Genomic DNA, 15,622 nt, shown 5'->3' with positions numbered 1-15,622 from the left:
AATTTAGATTTTTGTAGCGACACTTTTGAGATTTATATTCAGAGAAGTTTAATATTAATTAATAGCCTTGATCTCTGTTCATTTAGCTATTAGCTTACAACAAGAACTACACCAGTTATGATAATGGAAATCCCTACCCACTGGCTAAATATAACTTGCTCTTTTAGAAGATAATGAGAAGCAATTGGTATAAGTGCATACATTAATCCTAGAACTGGAAATGCTTGACTCAGAGGAATTGTCTGCAATACATAAAGCCACAATATAGTCATAAATGCATAGCAGACAAACCAAATCCAAAAATAACGAGACAATAACAGATTTCGGATAGATGTGCTTGCTCCCTTCGTAGGGCTAGAAATGTAAAGTCCATACTTTAGTGATAGGTTCGCAGTTGTTCCGAATAAAACTACAAGCATTAAAACTAGCCAAGTAATTATGTTCATTTATCAATCCTTATTATTATGAGATTTACTATAAATTTATGTAGATTTTTTTAATGGAATGACCACTAATAGAACACCCAAGAAAATCGTGATTACTCCTCCTATACGAGTTAGTGTAATCACTTCATTAAAAAAGTAGTATGAACCAAAAAGTATCCCGACATAATTTAAACTAGTCAGTGGATAAGCAATACTCAATTTTACAGACCGCAGAGCCAATATCCAATTTACTACTCCCAAGCAATAAACAGTAATAGCTAATGCTAATTTTTGAATAAATACCCAATTAAATAATCCCTCATTTATATTACTCATAGTATGCTTCATCAGCAATTGCCCAGAAATACTAAATAGAATACTGACAAATAAAATGATATAAGGAACTATTTTAAAGTTTGAAGTTTGCGACATAGATTTCATAGTACATTTGCCTAACTCGATATATAATGTATCAACCAGACAGGAAACATCTCATCGTTTTGAACCTTTCTGATCTCGGCCACACCTTCTGTGCAATTCGGCTTCCACTTCAATAAATAGACAACAAAATTAGGAAGGCTATGTTGAAGGTACTGTTATCAAAATGAGCATCGAAGCTAATGTCCAAGAGTTAGCAACTAAATACTATGCAGCTTGCAATATGGCTACTGTATTATGGCAGCGTCCGACATTATGGGAGTAAAGTACGCTCAATTGGTTTAATGCGTTATATTCCAAGACAAACCAGTCTTTTTTCTTGGTAATTGGCACAATCAATTTAGGCTTTGCCGAACTGTGAATAGCAGAAATCTTCTGTATCAGCCAGTTATGCTTCAATAATACTTTTAGTGCGATCGCAATATCTAGGTCATAGTCTATGCAGACATAGGCAAGGTTGAGGCCTTTGCCACAAATCTTCTCTGGAGAAAATTTAGCAGTGTGCGTAGGTGTAGCCCCTCGTAGACACCGCTTATGCTGAAGTCGGATTCCACCCACATATTCAACAGATGGAGCGAAACGAATAATAATGGATTGCCAGAATTTTTGATTAATCCATTCATTAACTTTCATCAGTTGTATCCTGCTGTAGAAATCTTGTTGAAGACACTACTGAACCTCTCAGTCCATTAACTTATACATCAAAACAAAGCTGGATTTAAAATGCCCTTAATTTACTCTAGAAAAATTTATTGTTTTACCGATATAGCATAGAATTTCTCCAAGCTCACAGACATATCTGCAACCTCGGCTGTGAATTAAGCCGATTAATAAAAATTTGTACTCAAATTAAATGTCTATATGTACTCTTTTTGGACATGGGAATACAATAAGTAATAGGAGTCTGCTTAGTTGCAGAAATCAATAGATAAATCCGTTCACGGGAATGCGCTTTACAGGTTTCTAGGAAATATTACTGCATGTCCAAATGGAGCCTTTGACCACACTAATGGCTAATATAAACTAGTGTTGGTTTATCAACTCAGAGTTGATGTTGATTGCATCAGATTTGAGAGATTTTCACATTATTTTAAGGTTAGGTTTGCTTGACTGTTTTTATTACATGTAATTTTAACTAGAGGCTTACTTTAAATTTATTCTTACATGTAATCACTTACTAGAATACCACGATAAAGGTATGTTGCAAATTTATCGCTATACTTCATCAAAAATTCATTTTCCGAAAATATACTTAAACAAAAACTTCATAAAATCGAAACTTTCTCTAAATGAATTTTTGTTTTGAGGATTTGTACATTTATGAAGCACTTTCTGGATAACAAACTTGCAGAAGTAGCGATTTAGTATAAAACTCCATAGCAGCCCGCTTTGATTTTTGAACTTATATTACTCCCTTAGGTAGGGAATAATATACAGAGAAGAAGTAACTTGAAGTTGCACGGAGTTTTTCAAAAATCAAATAGGATTTCTATAAAAGTGTAAAGCTAAGAGTTATCTAAATCAGAATTGCAGCTTGAACAGCAGCGCAAAAAAAGAAAATCTTTAGTATAAAGTTGCACTAAGTATAAAAATAATTACAAAAAAATTCTAGATGGCAACGGCAGTCTAAATCGTTTTTTATTTACCCACGAAAATCTTCAAATTCAGATATACAGAAGTTTGTAAGTAACTGAGGTACAAAATGCAAGACTCAAAATCAGATATTAAGAGTTTTTACCTCCTGCCTCAAAATCCGTAGCTTTGTACCTGCTTGACGCAAGAAAATTTAGTTGAAAGTTAATTCAGACATCAAGTAAGTAGAAAGACCCTATTTCTGAATTTTTTCATCAAGCTTTATTTGAGAATAGGGTTCATAAGCTGAATAGGAAATATCCTAGTTAAAAAGCAAGTTTAAAGCAGTCAATACCATACCCACAGGAAAGACGTTTCGATAAACAATAATTACCAAGTTCTATTTTTAAAGATATCACTGGGGTCGCTGTCTTCTAATTATCCACCAGTTTAAAGTTTAGAAAAATTAGTTCGTGGTAGTTGGGATTATTTAATTTCTCTAGATTGTTTTCCTGTAGCTTCAATCTGTTTGGATTCATTTTCCTGCAAAAGCTTATTGGTAATGATTAAGACAATGATTAACAATCCAAACTGAATCTGCCAGGGTGCTAATACTAAGGTTAAAATCAAGCTAATAGCTGCAAACACACCTGCAAGATATGCAATTTCATCAGTACTCTTTTTAAATAAGTAGCCAATAGCTAAGGCAGTACACAGTGGTATCAAGAAAAACAAAGGCATCTTCCTAACTTCTGAACTAAAAGTTGTTGTGCGTATAAAACAACTTGAAATTGTTTTTGTAATTGTGGTTAATTTTACATCCAATCAGGTTTTAGCTACAACAGCCCATAGAAATAAATATTATAGAAAGTCAAGATTACGCAACGTTGGATCTTGTACTAATTGGAATATTGCGCTTCCTATGCTGGTGAGGTATTGCTAGACCTCAGATATCAAGCATTTTAGCTTTGAAAATCTACATAATCTAATTTAGAACTGCTGTAATAATTCCGACAGATGAAGCACTCAAAAGCTTGGCAAATAACTCCTTTCTCTGTGGTCGATGCTGTGCGTAGTAAGCTTTAAGAATAGGGGTACGAGATGCTACATCTATAGAAAGGAGTACACAATCCCTTCCAGTGACGCTCATTTCGCCGCTATCCCGACTCAGCATAGCTGCGCTATGCTATACAAACTCTCTTTTACCAATGCTTTACCCATGCGGATTGAAAGGGTTTAAAACTTGCGTAGGTGGGTTTTTTCTATATTTGCCAATTGCACTCTTGTGAGCAATCATCTGGTAAATTAGCTTAAAACTTTGGACTTGCGCCAGGATCAGGATCTAGCATATTACCTTTAGAAGTAGCATTTTCATTTTTTCATTTTAGACACCTAATGCTGAACATTCCTCAATTACTGGCAACTGAAATAAACCTCAAACCCCATCAGGTGCAAAATGCGCTGGAACTTTTGGCGGAGGGTGCAACAATTCCCTTTATTGCACGTTACCGCAAAGAGCGCACTGATGAGATGAATGAAGTGCAACTACGTGAACTGGCTGATCGATATACTTATTTAACAGAACTGGAAGAACGAAAATCGGTGATTTTAAGTGCGATCGCTGATCAAGGTAAACTTACAGATGAACTCAAAGCCAAAATCTCATCCTGCTTACAAAAAACCGAACTTGAGGATTTATACTTACCCTATCGACCAAAGCGGCGCACTCGCGCCACTATCGCCAGAGAAAAGGGACTCGAAGCACTGGCGGAATTCATCAAATCACTAAATGTCAAAAATGCTGTTACAGCTTCCCTGGAAGAAGCAGCTGCTAAGTATATTTCTGAAACCAAGGGAGTAAAAACAGCAGAAGAAGCGCTCAAAGGTGCTGCTGATATTTTGGCAGAAGAAGTAGCTGAAAAAGCTGAATTACGCGCATATATCCGTGACTATCTTTTAGAAGAAGGAGTATTCATCTCCCGCATCAAAGATGATTATCCCGAAGGTACAACCAAATTTGAGATGTATCGTAACTATCAAATTAGGGTAAAAAATATTGCACCACACAATATGCTGGCGTTGTGTCGGGGTGAAACTGAAAAAGTATTAAGCTTTGAAATCGCTTTCGATGAGGATACGGTACTTTACTATCTTGAGTCTAAAGAAATTAAAACCAAAGTTCGGACAATTCGGGATTTTTATCAGGCGATGCTGAAGGATGCATTTAACCGTTTGATGAAAATCTCTCTAATGGGAGAGGTGATTTCTGAGAAGAAAATTTATGCAGATATAGAATCGATCAAGACATTTGAAACTAATCTGCGGGAGTTGCTGCTGTCTGCACCAGCAGGTATGAAACCAACGCTGGCGATAGACCCTGGATTTAGAACTGGATGTAAAGTTGCTGTCCTCGACCAAACGGGGAAATTTTTGGAATATCAAGCAGTATTTCCCCACCAAGCGGCTGAACAACGACTCAAAGCTGCACAAATTGTCAAAAATCTGATTGAAAAGTACAAAATTGAGTTAATCGCTATCGGTAACGGTACAGCCTCACGCGAGACAGAGGAATTTGTCACACAAGTATTACAAAATATAGAACGCAAACCAGTGAAGGTGATGGTGAATGAGTCTGGCGCATCTATATATTCTGCTAGTAAAGTGGCGCTGGAAGAGTTTCCTGATTTAGATATTACCGTGCGCGGTGCGATTAGCATCGGTCGCCGTTTACAAGACCCTTTGGCGGAACTGGTGAAAATTGATCCCAAATCCATTGGTGTGGGACAATATCAGCACGATGTCGATCAGAAGTTGTTGAAAAAGAAATTAGATGACACCGTGGAAAGCTGTGTTAACTACGTCGGTGTAGACTTAAACACCGCATCCAAAGAACTTCTGACTTCCGTCTCTGGGATTACGGCAAGTGTTGCCAATAATATTGTCGCCTATCGTAACCAGAATGGAGCCTTTAAAAATCGCAGACAACTGTTGAAAGTTCCAAAGCTGGGGCCGAAAGCCTTTGAACAAGCGGCGGGTTTTCTGCGGATTCGCGGCGGTGAAAACCCATTGGATAATACAGCAGTGCATCCAGAGAGTTATTCTGTAGTAGAAGCGATCGCATCTGATTTAAATGTGCCATTAAATCAGGTGACACAAATTGCCGAAAAACTTAAAAAGACCAACCTGAAGAAATACGTTACCGATAGCGTCGGCGAACCTACACTGCGCGACATCCTTAGCGAACTGGAAAAACCAGGTAGAGATCCTCGCGCTGAGTTTAAGTATGCCACCTTCAAAGAAGGAATTAAGGAAATCAGGGACTTAAAGGTGGGAATGGAACTAGAGGGAATGATTACAAATGTCGCTAACTTCGGCGCGTTTGTCGATATCGGCGTACATCAAGATGGCTTGGTGCATATATCTCAACTTGCTGATAGATTTGTAGACGATCCGAAAAAAGTTGTCAAAGTTGGACAAGTAGTCAAAGTGCAGGTGTTAGAAATCAATGAGAAACTGAAGCGGATTAGTTTGTCTATGAAAACAGTTAAGCAATAATTAGAAACAGCAGATGGCAGTTTATCAAGTTCGATTTATCAATCCTACACTTGGGTTAGATCGCACCATTCAAGTACCTGATGATCAATATATTCTAGATATGGCGGAAGATACTGGTATCCGTCTACCATCTGGGTGTAAACAAGGCGAATGTTCTGCTTGTATAGCCAAACTCATTAGCGGTGAAGTTGATCAAAGTGAGCAAAAATTTCTGCGTCCAAGTGAAATACAAGCTGGTTACGTCGTGACTTGTGTAACTTACCCCTTATCTAATTGCACTTTAGAAACCCATCAAGAACAAGTTTTATATAAATCAGCACTTTACTATCAGCCTGAGTCTGGAAAATCTGACTGATTTTTGCCCGATCACATTAAATTAATCTTAAATTCGTAGGGTGCGTTAAATTTGTTTAACGCACCCTTAAATATAAAGCATCACAGCACTTGTAAGTTTTGCAATTGGTCGAACAGAGTAAGGAAGAATAGTTTTGCGACTTTACAATGTATTGCATGTATATAATATATGTATAAGAATCGTATATTTTTCTAAATGATCGGCCTAACGATAGAAGGTAATTCTATCTTGCAAGAGAGGCTAAAACCTAGCACATAGTTGAAGATGAGATAAGAAGTTACAAAAAATCTCTAGTGATCAGGTAAGAAAAATGTTAACACCATTATTAACCGCCCTAGCTACAGCTTTGAGCCTGTTGATTGTTGATTTGGTTGTTCCAGGCGTTAATATTGCTAATTTTCCCGCAGCGATGATTGCCGCTTTAGCAATTGGTCTAATTAACGGTTCAGTTAAACCAGTTCTCTCTACTCTTTCTCTACCACTTAACTTTCTATCATTTGGAGCATTTTCGCTCGTCGTCAACGGTTTGTGTTTCTGGTTAGCATCAGCGTTTGTTCCAGGCTTCTCAGTTCGCGGAATTATTGGTTTCCTTCTTGGGCCAGTTATTCTAACTTTTGCTAACACCTTCATTAACAACTACTTTGTTGAAAGAAACCTTTTAACTGGCAGTGGTGATATTAAAAGCCAAGATCAATTACCCTCTAGATAAGTATCAATAGGAGTAGAAACATTAGTTATATCCTGTTTCTACTCCATATAAAATCTCCGAATTAGGATAACTCATGAGGTAGATTTTCTGATTCGGTATCTTCAAGAGAACGTAGTTAAACAAAATCACAAAGTTGTAAAATCATGAAATTAGTTCGTTATCTTCTAGGTTTGTTAGTGCCTCCTTTAGGCGTTTTCTTGACAGTTGGTGTTGGCCCTACTTTGTTTATTAACATTTTGCTCACAGTTCTAGGTTGGCTTCCCGGTAGTATTCATGCAATTTGGGTTATTGCCAAGCATGATGAACAGCTGAATCGCGAAGGACGTATTTACTAATACGCAAGATGAATTTTCAGGGTTTCTAATTAACAGTATCTCCCATTAATTACGGTGTGTTAGGTGTTCAACCTAACGCACCAATTTTTATCTTACAGCAGATTGTAACTTGCTGAGGTACAGATAATCGTAGGGGCACAACATGTTGTGCCCCTACCCGTGTACTTCATTGTATGTATGGAATAGAACCAGCTGTTGATTTTGTTAGGCGCAAATTTCAAGATGATTTGTAAAGAAAAATATTTATCAAAAACGCCTAATGTATCCCTATATCAGAAGGTGCGTTAAGCTTTAGCCTAACGCACCCTATTATTTATTGAGCTAACTCAACATCAAAGTAATCTATTTATGAATAGTTTCCCGCCCTTTATCAGCTGGTTCTTTATCTTTGAATAAGTCAGCCGCCGTTAAGAGTAACTCCCTCAAGGTTTGTTTGATTTGGTGTTCTTTTCTTGCTAGAGATGTACCAGCTTCACCCAGTTTATCTTCTAGCTGCGATCGCTTTTGTTCTACCTGTACAGCCATAGATTCTGCTTGAGGACGAGCTTTGTCGTACCAGTGTTTCGCCTCGTCTAGATAATCTTGAACTTCCATATTACGTCCGCCATAGCGTGCAGCTAAGTTAGCTCGGACAATGGCTAGCTGCGCTTGCAGTTGCGCGTAACGTTTCTTTAACAATCCTACTTCTTCACTATCTTTAATAGCATTGACAGCAGAATCTATTGCAGTTTTGGTACTAGCTGGTTTTTCCTTACCCGTTTCTTCAATCTCTGCCAAAATTACATCAACCTCTTGCTGGAGTTGTTCTTCTTCACCATCCAGTTGAGCCTGTAGCCTCTTTATATCTGTCTGAGTTTGAGCAATGCTTTCGTGCCTTTTGCTATTAATCCCTTCTAGTGCTCCTTCAATGGAAGCTGTCACTTCATCTTTGAGTTCGCTACCTTTTTCTTGGAAGTTTTCAATTACAGCAGAAACGGCATCTTTAACAAGGTTACGAACTTCACTAGATCCTTGTTTAAACTCAGACGCAACTTGAGAAACTGCGGATTTCACAATTTCTCGAATCCGCTCAGTTCTTAATTGCCCAGTTTCTTTAGCTTGTTGCAGGTCTGCTTGAATTTGTTGTTTGATATTGTTAGGCATTTTCAACTCTTGGGATTTAACTAATTTGGATAAAATTTTCTAGACATGTTCTCATACACATAGTATGGCGTAGTCTGATAAGGCTTGGCACTTCCTTTAGATAGAAAATAATAACCCTAAAGAGGTGATATGTAGCATGTTGCCCATTTGTGAGATGATTAATATTTGTTGGTAGTAATTGAGATGAAAATATGTGGCAAGTAAATATTACTTGTTCAGGTGATGCCTGGAAGCTTTATGGTACTGAATTTAAAGCGATCGCAGATAAATATCAAGGTGAATTAATTGGTTCCAAAAAAATGCCAGATGGTACGCGCATCATGTCCTATAAAATTGAGGATGTTAGTGATGCAGAAGCCTTTCAAGAAGATTGTGCAAATTTTGCTGGATTTACAACAGACTTTGAATCCCTTTAGTATTGCTTCTTACATTTATACCTGCAAATAGTATGTCAAAATCGGGAGAAGTTAATTGAAAAATTTACTCGCATTAGTATTAGTAACATTTTTGTTATTAATCAGTACTTTTACTTTGCCTGCTAGTGCAGTAGATACAGCTAACGGGGAACAACTATTTAGTGTTCATTGTGCTGGTTGTCATATCAACGGCAGCAACATAGTTAGGCGTGGTAAAAATCTCAAAAAGCAAGCGCTGAAAAAGTACGGGATGGATTCAATAGAGGCAGTTACATCTATAGTTACCAATGGTAAAAATAATATGTCAGCTTACAAAGAGCGCCTCAACGAACAGCAAATTAAAGATGTTGCTGCTTACGTTCTCGAACAAGCTGAAAAAGGTTGGCATTAGAAAGTTAGGAGTTAGGAGTTAGGAGTTAGAGACGCGATTAATCGCGTCTGTACAGGAGTTAGAAGTTAGGAATTAATAATGATCAGCTATGATTTATATATCATTAAAATCTTAATTCTTTCGTTTTCAACACCACTTGCGACAACTCGATTGACCAGAGTAACGCAGTGGTTACTCCTAACTCCCAAACTTGAAAATGAACTTACCCGCAGCTAGCCGTCTCCAATTCACTCCCGATTTAAACATCTGCCGCATATTAAATGGTATGTGGCAAGTCTCCGGCGCACACGGACAGATAAATCCCAATGCCGCCATTGAGACTATGTTCAAGTATTTAGATGCAGGCTTTACCACTTGGGATTTAGCAGACCATTATGGGCCCGCAGAAGACTTTATTGGTGAGTTTCGCTGTCAACTAATTGATACTCGTGGGAAAGATGCTTTATCCAAGGTACAAGCATTTACAAAATGGGTGCCTCGTCCAGGCAAAATGACGAAGAAACTGGTCGAGGAAAATATTGATATTTCTCTGAGAAGAATGAATGTGGAATCGTTAGATTTGATGCAATTTCACTGGTGGGAATATCAGGATAAAAATTACCTGGATGCCCTCAAGTATATGGCAGAACTTCAGACTGAGGGTAAAATTAAGCATCTAGGTTTAACTAATTTTGACACGGAAAACTTGAAGATTATTACCGAAGCAGGTATCAAAATTGTTTCTAACCAAGTGCAATTTTCCCTTGTTGACCGCCGTCCTGAAGTTAATATGGTGGAGTTTTGTCAACAGCATGACATAAAGCTTTTTACTTACGGTACATTGTGCGGCGGTTTGTTATCAGAAAACTATCTGGGTAAACCGGAACCACAAGGATTTGATTTATCCACTGCTAGTTTAAAAAAATATAAAAATATGATCGATGCTTGGGGTGGTTGGCGATTATTTCAAGAGTTGCTGGCTATTCTAAAGGAAATTGCTAATAAGCATGGGGTAAGCATCTCCAACGTGGCAGTACATTACATTTTAGATCAGCCAACTGTGGGAGGTGTGATAGTTGGTGCCAGACTCGGTGTATCTGAACATATAGAAGATAACGCCAAAGTATTTAGTTTTAGTTTAGATGCTGACGATCGCGATCGCATCAATGCTGTATCTCGGCAGTCACGCGATTTGTACCAGCTTATCGGCGATTGTGGCGACGAATATCGCCGATAATTATCGGGAAAGGGATGACATCCGGTGAAGGTTACTGTGGAAACTACTGTTGCTAGACATGCCCCTAAACTTCACCAGATGCTTATATTGACGCTGAGGAAATTTCCTTAGCAGCTAATGCTATTGTAGAAACATCAAAAAAACACGCCCCAACACAAAAAAGCCCCCGGTATTTCTACCAGGGGTGAAAGATATAATACCATTTCACTTTATGTTTGTCGGAGATGCCCCTGTTGGTGCCTCTACTTAGACGAGAGGCTTGAGTGCTTCTCAAATATTACACCAAAAAGTGATTAGGTATAAATATTAGCCAACATATCAGCTAACATTTGCCAAGAGCAATTCTCGTTTTTCTGATTTTTGTACTCTCACCTGAGAGTCATCATCAACATCGATAATTGCTGTGTCTCCATCTGTAATTTCACCAGACAGCATTGCTTCGGCCAGAGAATCTTCTAGGAGGCGCATAATTGCCCGGCGTAATGGTCTAGCACCATAGCTGGGGTTATAGCCTTCTTGTACCACACGTTCCTTGAAGCGATCGCTAACTTCTAGGATAATTCCCTTTTCCGTCAAGCGGCTAGCAACATCGCGGAGCATAATTTCAGCGATTTGCTTAACTTCATCCTTGGAAAGCTGGGTGAAGACGATAATCTCATCGAGACGGTTGAGGAACTCAGGACGGAAGTAAGCTTTCAATTCCTCATTTACTAAAGTGCGGATGCGGTTATAACTAGCATCAGCTTGAGTGTCGAAATCAAAGCCTAAGCCACTACCACCTTTTTCAATCACCTTGGAACCGATGTTGGAAGTCAAAATGATCAGCGTGTTCTTGAAGTCCACTTTCCGACCTTTGGCATCAGTAAGGTGACCGTCATCCAAGAGTTGCAACAGCATATTGAATACATCGGGGTGTGCTTTTTCGATTTCGTCGAATAGCAACACTGTGTAAGGTTTCCGTCGCACAGCTTCTGTAAGCTGTCCGCCTTCGTCGTATCCGACGTAACCAGGAGGCGAACCAATTAGCTTGGCGACGGTGTGGCTTTCCATGTATTCGGACATATCTAGCCGAATCATTGAGTCTTCCGCACCGAAGAAGTAGGAAGCTAATGCCTTGGCCAATTCTGTTTTACCGACTCCAGTGGGGCCAGAGAAGATAAAGCTAGCAATAGGACGATTGGGATTTTTTAATCCAACGCGGGCGCGACGGATACCGCGAGATACAGCCGAGACTGCTTGCTCTTGACCGATGAGCCGTTGGTGTAGAGTGTCTTCTAGGTGCAGAAGCAACTCTGACTCAGATTCAGTTAGCTTGTTGACTGGTACGCCAGTCCAAGAGGCAACAATTTGGGCGATGTCTTCTTCATCAACTACAGTAGAGTTGACAGGTTGATCGTTTGGTGTAAACGTTGCTTGCAGTTGTTCTGCAAGTTTTAACTCTTGGTCACGCAGTTGTGTCGCTTTGTCAAAATCTTGGACTCTGACTGCTGCTTCTTTTTCTTTGGTAACGCCAGCGAGTTCACGCTTGAGTTCTTTATTAGGAGAACTCTGAGAGTTCCGCAGACGAACGCGAGAACCAGCTTCATCAATCAAGTCTATTGCCTTGTCGGGCAAGAAGCGATCGCTAATATAGCGGTCTGATAATTCTGCTGCTGCTACAAGTGCTGCATCCAAAATTGTGACTTTGTGGTGCTGTTCGTAAGCGCCGCGCAAGCCGTAAAGAATTTGTACGGTTTCCTCTACTGAGGGTTCCCCAACCATAATTGGTTGGAAACGACGCTCTAGGGCAGCATCGCGCTCAATGTGCTTCCGATACTCATCCAGGGTAGTTGCGCCGATGCACTGGAGTTCACCCCGTGCTAAGGCAGGTTTGAGGATGTTGGCTGCATCCAAACCACCTTCTGTACCACCAGCGCCAACCAAGGTGTGAATTTCGTCAATTACCAGAATGATATTGCCCACAGTGCGGACTTCTTCCACGACTTTTTTGATGCGTTCTTCAAAATCGCCACGGAAGCGAGTTCCAGCTACCAATGACCCCATATCGAGGCTGATGACTTGCTTGCCCTGTAAGGTTTCAGGAACATCTTGGTTGATAATCCGTTGAGCTAGACCTTCTGCGATCGCAGTTTTACCAACTCCTGGTTCTCCAATCAACACTGGGTTATTCTTAGTGCGGCGACCGAGAATTTGGATCGCACGCTCAATTTCCTTCTGGCGACCTACTACAGGGTCGAGTCTGCCTTCTTGTGCTAATTTGGTCAAATTCCTGCCAAACTCTTCCATCGTTAGCGGTTGGGTGCGCTTTTGACTACCACTACCAGCTAAAGCTGGGGCATTTTCACCCAAACGCCGAACTATGGCGCTGCGGACACTCTTGAAGTCTACCCCTAGATTTTGCAGGACTTTGGCGGCGACACCTTCACCAGCCTCGGTCAATCCTAAGAGTAAGTGTTCAGTGTTAATGTAATTCTGTCCCAGACTATGAGCTTCTTTAAAAGATTGCTCAAAGAGGCTTTTCACCTTGGGGGTAAAAGGAATTTCCGGTGGTACAAAGCCAGAACCTCTACCAATAATTTTTTCTACCTCGCGGCGTGCGTCTTTGAGGGTAACGCCTAATTCGGCCAGCACTTTAGCAGCAACCCCAGTTCCTTCTCCCATCAAACCCAGGAGAATTTGTTCAGTTCCTACGAAGTTGTGTCCCAGGCGACGTGCTTCCTCCTGAGCTAGCATAATTACTCTTATGGCTTCGGAAGTGAAGTGTTCAAACATAGCGGGTTCTTGCTCCCTTGCTGCTTGGACTTTGGGTGAGATAAATTCACCCTCATCTAAAGTTTTTTGTATTTTCTTAAGGACTAATGTAACTTTATTTAAACTTAAGTGGCAGTGGTGAGAGCCGTAAGACCTCAGGTGTAGTTGCCGTCTAAGAGGAGTTAGGAGTGATGAGTTAGGAGTGATAAGCAAGTAAGGAGTTATAAAGTTTACAATTATTTTGTCAGTACAAAAGATGATTTTCTTTTGCCTTTTCTGCTCCTCTGCTCTCAGCTAAACTTAAAAACTAAGACTTAGCACTCTTAACTCTTAACTCTTAACTTTTCATTCAGGACTGACGATGACTGAAGCAACGGCCGGCAAAGACCAACAACACCCTCTTTATAACCGTGATCGTCCTCTTATTGATATCTTACTCGCTCAAGAGGCGACAGACTATAACTTAGCAGAATTGGCTAGACTGCGAATGCGTTATCAAGGGTTTCCAGGGGCAAGAGACATCCAAAAAGACCTAGATAAAGTCTTGCAGCAGTGGAGTTTGACTGAAGCGGAACTTTATGAGAGAACTCGCCAAATTCACAACTTGGGAGGTATTTACAAAAGTCGTGGGAAGAAAGACGAACAGGATTGGAATTAAATAAGCACTAAAGTGCTTAGAGAATAAGGACTTTGGTCTTCACTCGGATATTCTCTGCCCATCAATTTAAACTTGACAGACTACTAGTGATCCGAAAGATTAATTTTGATGAGCAAGAAAACGAACCGCATCCGCGCAACGTCGGTATAGAAGAACACAAAGTAAGATGGAAAACCTATACAGCGATTCAAGTTAGCAATATTCTATAACTCGTCAGTGTGAGTAGTTCAAAGAGTCCAAATATTTTTTAAGAGGGCGAGTAAGATACCCACCCCAGGAAAATAAATATTTTTTGTAAGTCGATGTGTAGTGCCTACAAGACCTTACACTGCCCATGATGCCGTAACAAATGGTCACACAGAACCAACGCCACCATAGCCTCAACCATTGGAACTGCACGCGGTAATACACAAGGATCATGGCGTCCTTTCGCTGCTAATAGCGTTTCTTCGCCCTCACGAGTTACAGTCTTCTGCTCTTTTCTAATTGTTGCTGTCGGCTTAAATGCAACTCGCAAAATAATATTTTCTCCGTTGGAAATCCCCCCTTGAATACCACCAGAACGGTTTGTTAGTGTGCGGATTTCATCATTTTGATCAATATAAAATTCGTCGTTATGCTCAATTCCCGTTAGCAGCGTTCCCCCAAAACCGGAACCTATTTCAAAGCCTTTGCTAGCAGGGAGAGACATGACACCCTTAGCGATATCAGCTTCTAATTTATCAAATACTGGTTCGCCTAAACCTTTCGGCACATTTCGCGCCACACATTCTACTACACCGCCGATAGAATCACCTTGTCTACCTGTTTGCTCAATTAATTCAATCATGCGATCGCAACATTCAGTATCGGGACAGCGGACGATGTTGCTTTCCACTTGTTCTAAGGTGACAGTATTTGGATCAACTACACCTTCTAAGTCTTTGATGCGCTTAACGTAAGCGATAATTTCGACATTGGCGACTTGACGGAGAATTTTTTTAGCGATCGCACCTGCTGCTACTCTTCCGATTGTCTCACGGGCTGACGACCTACCCCCACCTTGCCAATTGCGAATACCATATTTTGCATCATAAGTTGCATCCGCATGAGAAGGTCGATACTTCTGTGCCATCTCGTCATAATCTTGAGGACGAGTATCTTGATTACGTACCAAGATTGTTATAGGCGTTCCCAGCGTTTTGCCTTCAAATACCCCTGATAAAATCTCGCAGGTATCCGCTTCTTTGCGGGGGGTCGTAATTTTACTTTGTCCTGGACGCCTTCTATCTAGTTCTACTTGAATTTCTTCTGCCGAAATTTCTAGTTGTGGAGGACAACCATCAATCACAACCCCCACACCGCCGCCGTGAGACTCGCCAAAAGTACTAATGCGAAATAGATGACCAAAAATATTGCCCATGATTTTGAGGAAAAAGGTGAGGCTTATGTATTCTATCTAGAGTTCTTGCAAAAGTTGATTTTTACTCTTATTTTTGTAGAACTTTCCGCTATTTTTCTGAGTTTTTATCCAACTCTATAACAGTAAATATTTCATCCGTTGCTAAGTTGCTAACTTAAATTAAAAGCGCCCTCCCAGTTAGGGAGAGCGCTTTTTGATTTAGCTAAACTTCAGAATTAACCGTTGATAGCAGGAGCAGTCAGAGCGACAGGAGCAA

General features: G+C 40.0%; 16 protein-coding genes. 8 read left to right on the top strand and 8 right to left on the bottom strand.

The window, feature by feature from the left end; translation table 11 throughout:
- Positions 1-89: 89 nt before the first annotated feature.
- The 5 genes from ACEYW6_RS25450 to ACEYW6_RS25430 form a co-directional block, all read right to left on the bottom strand.
- Positions 90-446 (bottom strand): EamA family transporter, encoded by a 357-nt coding sequence (locus ACEYW6_RS25450; protein ID WP_190900231.1) that lies wholly within the window; start codon positions 444-446, stop codon positions 90-92.
- Between the two features lie 36 nt (positions 447-482).
- The gene (locus tag ACEYW6_RS25445) at positions 483-866 is read right to left on the bottom strand and encodes an EamA family transporter (protein WP_412981945.1); all 384 of its coding nucleotides are present in this window, start codon (positions 864-866) and stop codon (positions 483-485) included.
- A 204-nt stretch (positions 867-1,070) separates the two neighbouring features.
- The gene (locus ACEYW6_RS25440) at positions 1,071-1,496 is read right to left on the bottom strand and encodes a hypothetical protein (protein ID WP_412981944.1); all 426 of its coding nucleotides are present in this window, start codon (positions 1,494-1,496) and stop codon (positions 1,071-1,073) included.
- A gap of 1,425 nt (positions 1,497-2,921) precedes the next feature.
- The gene (locus tag ACEYW6_RS25435) at positions 2,922-3,260 is read right to left on the bottom strand and encodes a hypothetical protein (RefSeq protein ID WP_412981943.1); all 339 of its coding nucleotides are present in this window, start codon (positions 3,258-3,260) and stop codon (positions 2,922-2,924) included.
- A gap of 160 nt (positions 3,261-3,420) precedes the next feature.
- On the bottom strand, positions 3,421-3,609 hold the full coding sequence (locus ACEYW6_RS25430) for a hypothetical protein (protein WP_412981942.1): 189 nt from the start codon (positions 3,607-3,609) through the stop codon (positions 3,421-3,423).
- A gap of 221 nt (positions 3,610-3,830) precedes the next feature.
- Between ACEYW6_RS25430 and ACEYW6_RS25425 the strand changes: the two genes are divergently transcribed.
- The 4 genes from ACEYW6_RS25425 (at position 3,831) to ACEYW6_RS25410 (ending at position 7,389) form a co-directional block, all read left to right on the top strand.
- On the top strand, positions 3,831-5,990 hold the full coding sequence (locus tag ACEYW6_RS25425) for a Tex family protein (protein ID WP_412981941.1): 2,160 nt from the start codon (positions 3,831-3,833) through the stop codon (positions 5,988-5,990).
- A 13-nt stretch (positions 5,991-6,003) separates the two neighbouring features.
- On the top strand, positions 6,004-6,345 hold the full coding sequence (locus ACEYW6_RS25420; protein ID WP_412981940.1) for a 2Fe-2S iron-sulfur cluster-binding protein: 342 nt from the start codon (positions 6,004-6,006) through the stop codon (positions 6,343-6,345).
- A 310-nt stretch (positions 6,346-6,655) separates the two neighbouring features.
- Entirely contained in the window at positions 6,656-7,054 is a 399-nt protein-coding gene (locus tag ACEYW6_RS25415; protein WP_412981939.1) for a phage holin family protein, read from the top strand.
- A 143-nt stretch (positions 7,055-7,197) separates the two neighbouring features.
- A complete protein-coding gene (locus ACEYW6_RS25410) occupies positions 7,198-7,389 on the top strand; it encodes a YqaE/Pmp3 family membrane protein (protein ID WP_322721031.1) in 192 nt (63 codons plus the stop codon).
- 342 nt (positions 7,390-7,731) lie between these two features.
- On the opposite strand, the gene ACEYW6_RS25405 is transcribed toward ACEYW6_RS25410, so the two are convergent.
- Positions 7,732-8,532 (bottom strand): histidine kinase, encoded by an 801-nt coding sequence (locus tag ACEYW6_RS25405; RefSeq protein WP_412981938.1) that lies wholly within the window; start codon positions 8,530-8,532, stop codon positions 7,732-7,734.
- Positions 8,533-8,723: 191 nt separating this feature from the next.
- Here ACEYW6_RS25405 and ACEYW6_RS25400 point away from each other — a divergent pair, with 191 nt between their 5' ends.
- The 3 genes from ACEYW6_RS25400 to ACEYW6_RS25390 all read left to right on the top strand — a co-directional run bounded on the left by ACEYW6_RS25400 (position 8,724) and on the right by ACEYW6_RS25390 (position 10,555).
- Positions 8,724-8,948 carry a hypothetical protein gene (locus ACEYW6_RS25400; protein WP_412981937.1) on the top strand — a complete coding sequence of 75 codons (225 nt, stop codon included), beginning with the start codon at positions 8,724-8,726 and terminating at the stop codon, positions 8,946-8,948.
- A 55-nt stretch (positions 8,949-9,003) separates the two neighbouring features.
- Positions 9,004-9,339 (top strand): cytochrome c6 PetJ, encoded by a 336-nt coding sequence (gene petJ / locus ACEYW6_RS25395; RefSeq protein ID WP_412981936.1) that lies wholly within the window; start codon positions 9,004-9,006, stop codon positions 9,337-9,339.
- 196 nt (positions 9,340-9,535) lie between these two features.
- Positions 9,536-10,555 (top strand): aldo/keto reductase, encoded by a 1,020-nt coding sequence (locus ACEYW6_RS25390; protein WP_412981935.1) that lies wholly within the window; start codon positions 9,536-9,538, stop codon positions 10,553-10,555.
- 318 nt (positions 10,556-10,873) lie between these two features.
- Here ACEYW6_RS25390 and ACEYW6_RS25385 read toward each other — a convergent pair whose 3' ends face one another.
- Positions 10,874-13,327: an ATP-dependent Clp protease ATP-binding subunit gene (locus ACEYW6_RS25385; protein WP_412981934.1), complete on the bottom strand. Its 2,454-nt coding sequence runs from the start codon at positions 13,325-13,327 to the stop codon at positions 10,874-10,876.
- Positions 13,328-13,667: 340 nt separating this feature from the next.
- Between ACEYW6_RS25385 and ACEYW6_RS25380 the strand changes: the two genes are divergently transcribed.
- Positions 13,668-13,964, top strand: a complete 297-nt coding sequence (locus ACEYW6_RS25380) for a DUF3288 family protein (protein ID WP_190900256.1) — start codon at positions 13,668-13,670, stop codon at positions 13,962-13,964.
- A 313-nt stretch (positions 13,965-14,277) separates the two neighbouring features.
- Here ACEYW6_RS25380 and aroC read toward each other — a convergent pair whose 3' ends face one another.
- Complete coding sequence (aroC, locus tag ACEYW6_RS25375) at positions 14,278-15,366, bottom strand: chorismate synthase (RefSeq protein ID WP_190900260.1); 1,089 nt, start codon at positions 15,364-15,366, stop codon at positions 14,278-14,280.
- Between the last annotated feature and the right edge of the window lie 256 nt (positions 15,367-15,622).

It is taken from the genome of Nostoc sp. UIC 10607 (assembly GCF_047228265.1).
In the GTDB taxonomy this organism is placed as follows: Bacteria; Cyanobacteriota; Cyanobacteriia; order Cyanobacteriales; family Nostocaceae; genus Nostoc; species Nostoc foliaceum_A.
The sequence above is the reverse complement of the archived record's forward strand: the minus strand, read 5'-3'. Positions and strand labels throughout refer to the sequence as shown.

Bases quoted from the DNA above. Each gene is read 5' to 3' on its own strand.
- ACEYW6_RS25450 (WP_190900231.1), bottom strand. From the start codon at position 446: ATGAACATAATTACTTGGCTAGTTTTAATGCTTGTAGTTTTATTCGGA.
- ACEYW6_RS25445 (WP_412981945.1), bottom strand. From the start codon at position 866: ATGAAATCTATGTCGCAAACTTCAAACTTTAAAATAGTTCCTTATATC.
- ACEYW6_RS25440 (WP_412981944.1), bottom strand. From the start codon at position 1,496: ATGAAAGTTAATGAATGGATTAATCAAAAATTCTGGCAATCCATTATT.
- ACEYW6_RS25430 (WP_412981942.1), bottom strand. From the start codon at position 3,609: ATGCTGAGTCGGGATAGCGGCGAAATGAGCGTCACTGGAAGGGATTGT.
- ACEYW6_RS25425 (WP_412981941.1), top strand. From the start codon at position 3,831: ATGCTGAACATTCCTCAATTACTGGCAACTGAAATAAACCTCAAACCC.
- ACEYW6_RS25420 (WP_412981940.1), top strand. From the start codon at position 6,004: ATGGCAGTTTATCAAGTTCGATTTATCAATCCTACACTTGGGTTAGAT.
- ACEYW6_RS25415 (WP_412981939.1), top strand. From the start codon at position 6,656: ATGTTAACACCATTATTAACCGCCCTAGCTACAGCTTTGAGCCTGTTG.
- ACEYW6_RS25410 (WP_322721031.1), top strand. From the start codon at position 7,198: ATGAAATTAGTTCGTTATCTTCTAGGTTTGTTAGTGCCTCCTTTAGGC.
- ACEYW6_RS25405 (WP_412981938.1), bottom strand. From the start codon at position 8,532: ATGCCTAACAATATCAAACAACAAATTCAAGCAGACCTGCAACAAGCT.
- ACEYW6_RS25400 (WP_412981937.1), top strand. From the start codon at position 8,724: ATGTGGCAAGTAAATATTACTTGTTCAGGTGATGCCTGGAAGCTTTAT.
- ACEYW6_RS25390 (WP_412981935.1), top strand. From the start codon at position 9,536: ATGAACTTACCCGCAGCTAGCCGTCTCCAATTCACTCCCGATTTAAAC.
- ACEYW6_RS25385 (WP_412981934.1), bottom strand. From the start codon at position 13,327: ATGTTTGAACACTTCACTTCCGAAGCCATAAGAGTAATTATGCTAGCT.
- ACEYW6_RS25380 (WP_190900256.1), top strand. From the start codon at position 13,668: ATGACTGAAGCAACGGCCGGCAAAGACCAACAACACCCTCTTTATAAC.
- aroC (WP_190900260.1), bottom strand. From the start codon at position 15,366: ATGGGCAATATTTTTGGTCATCTATTTCGCATTAGTACTTTTGGCGAG.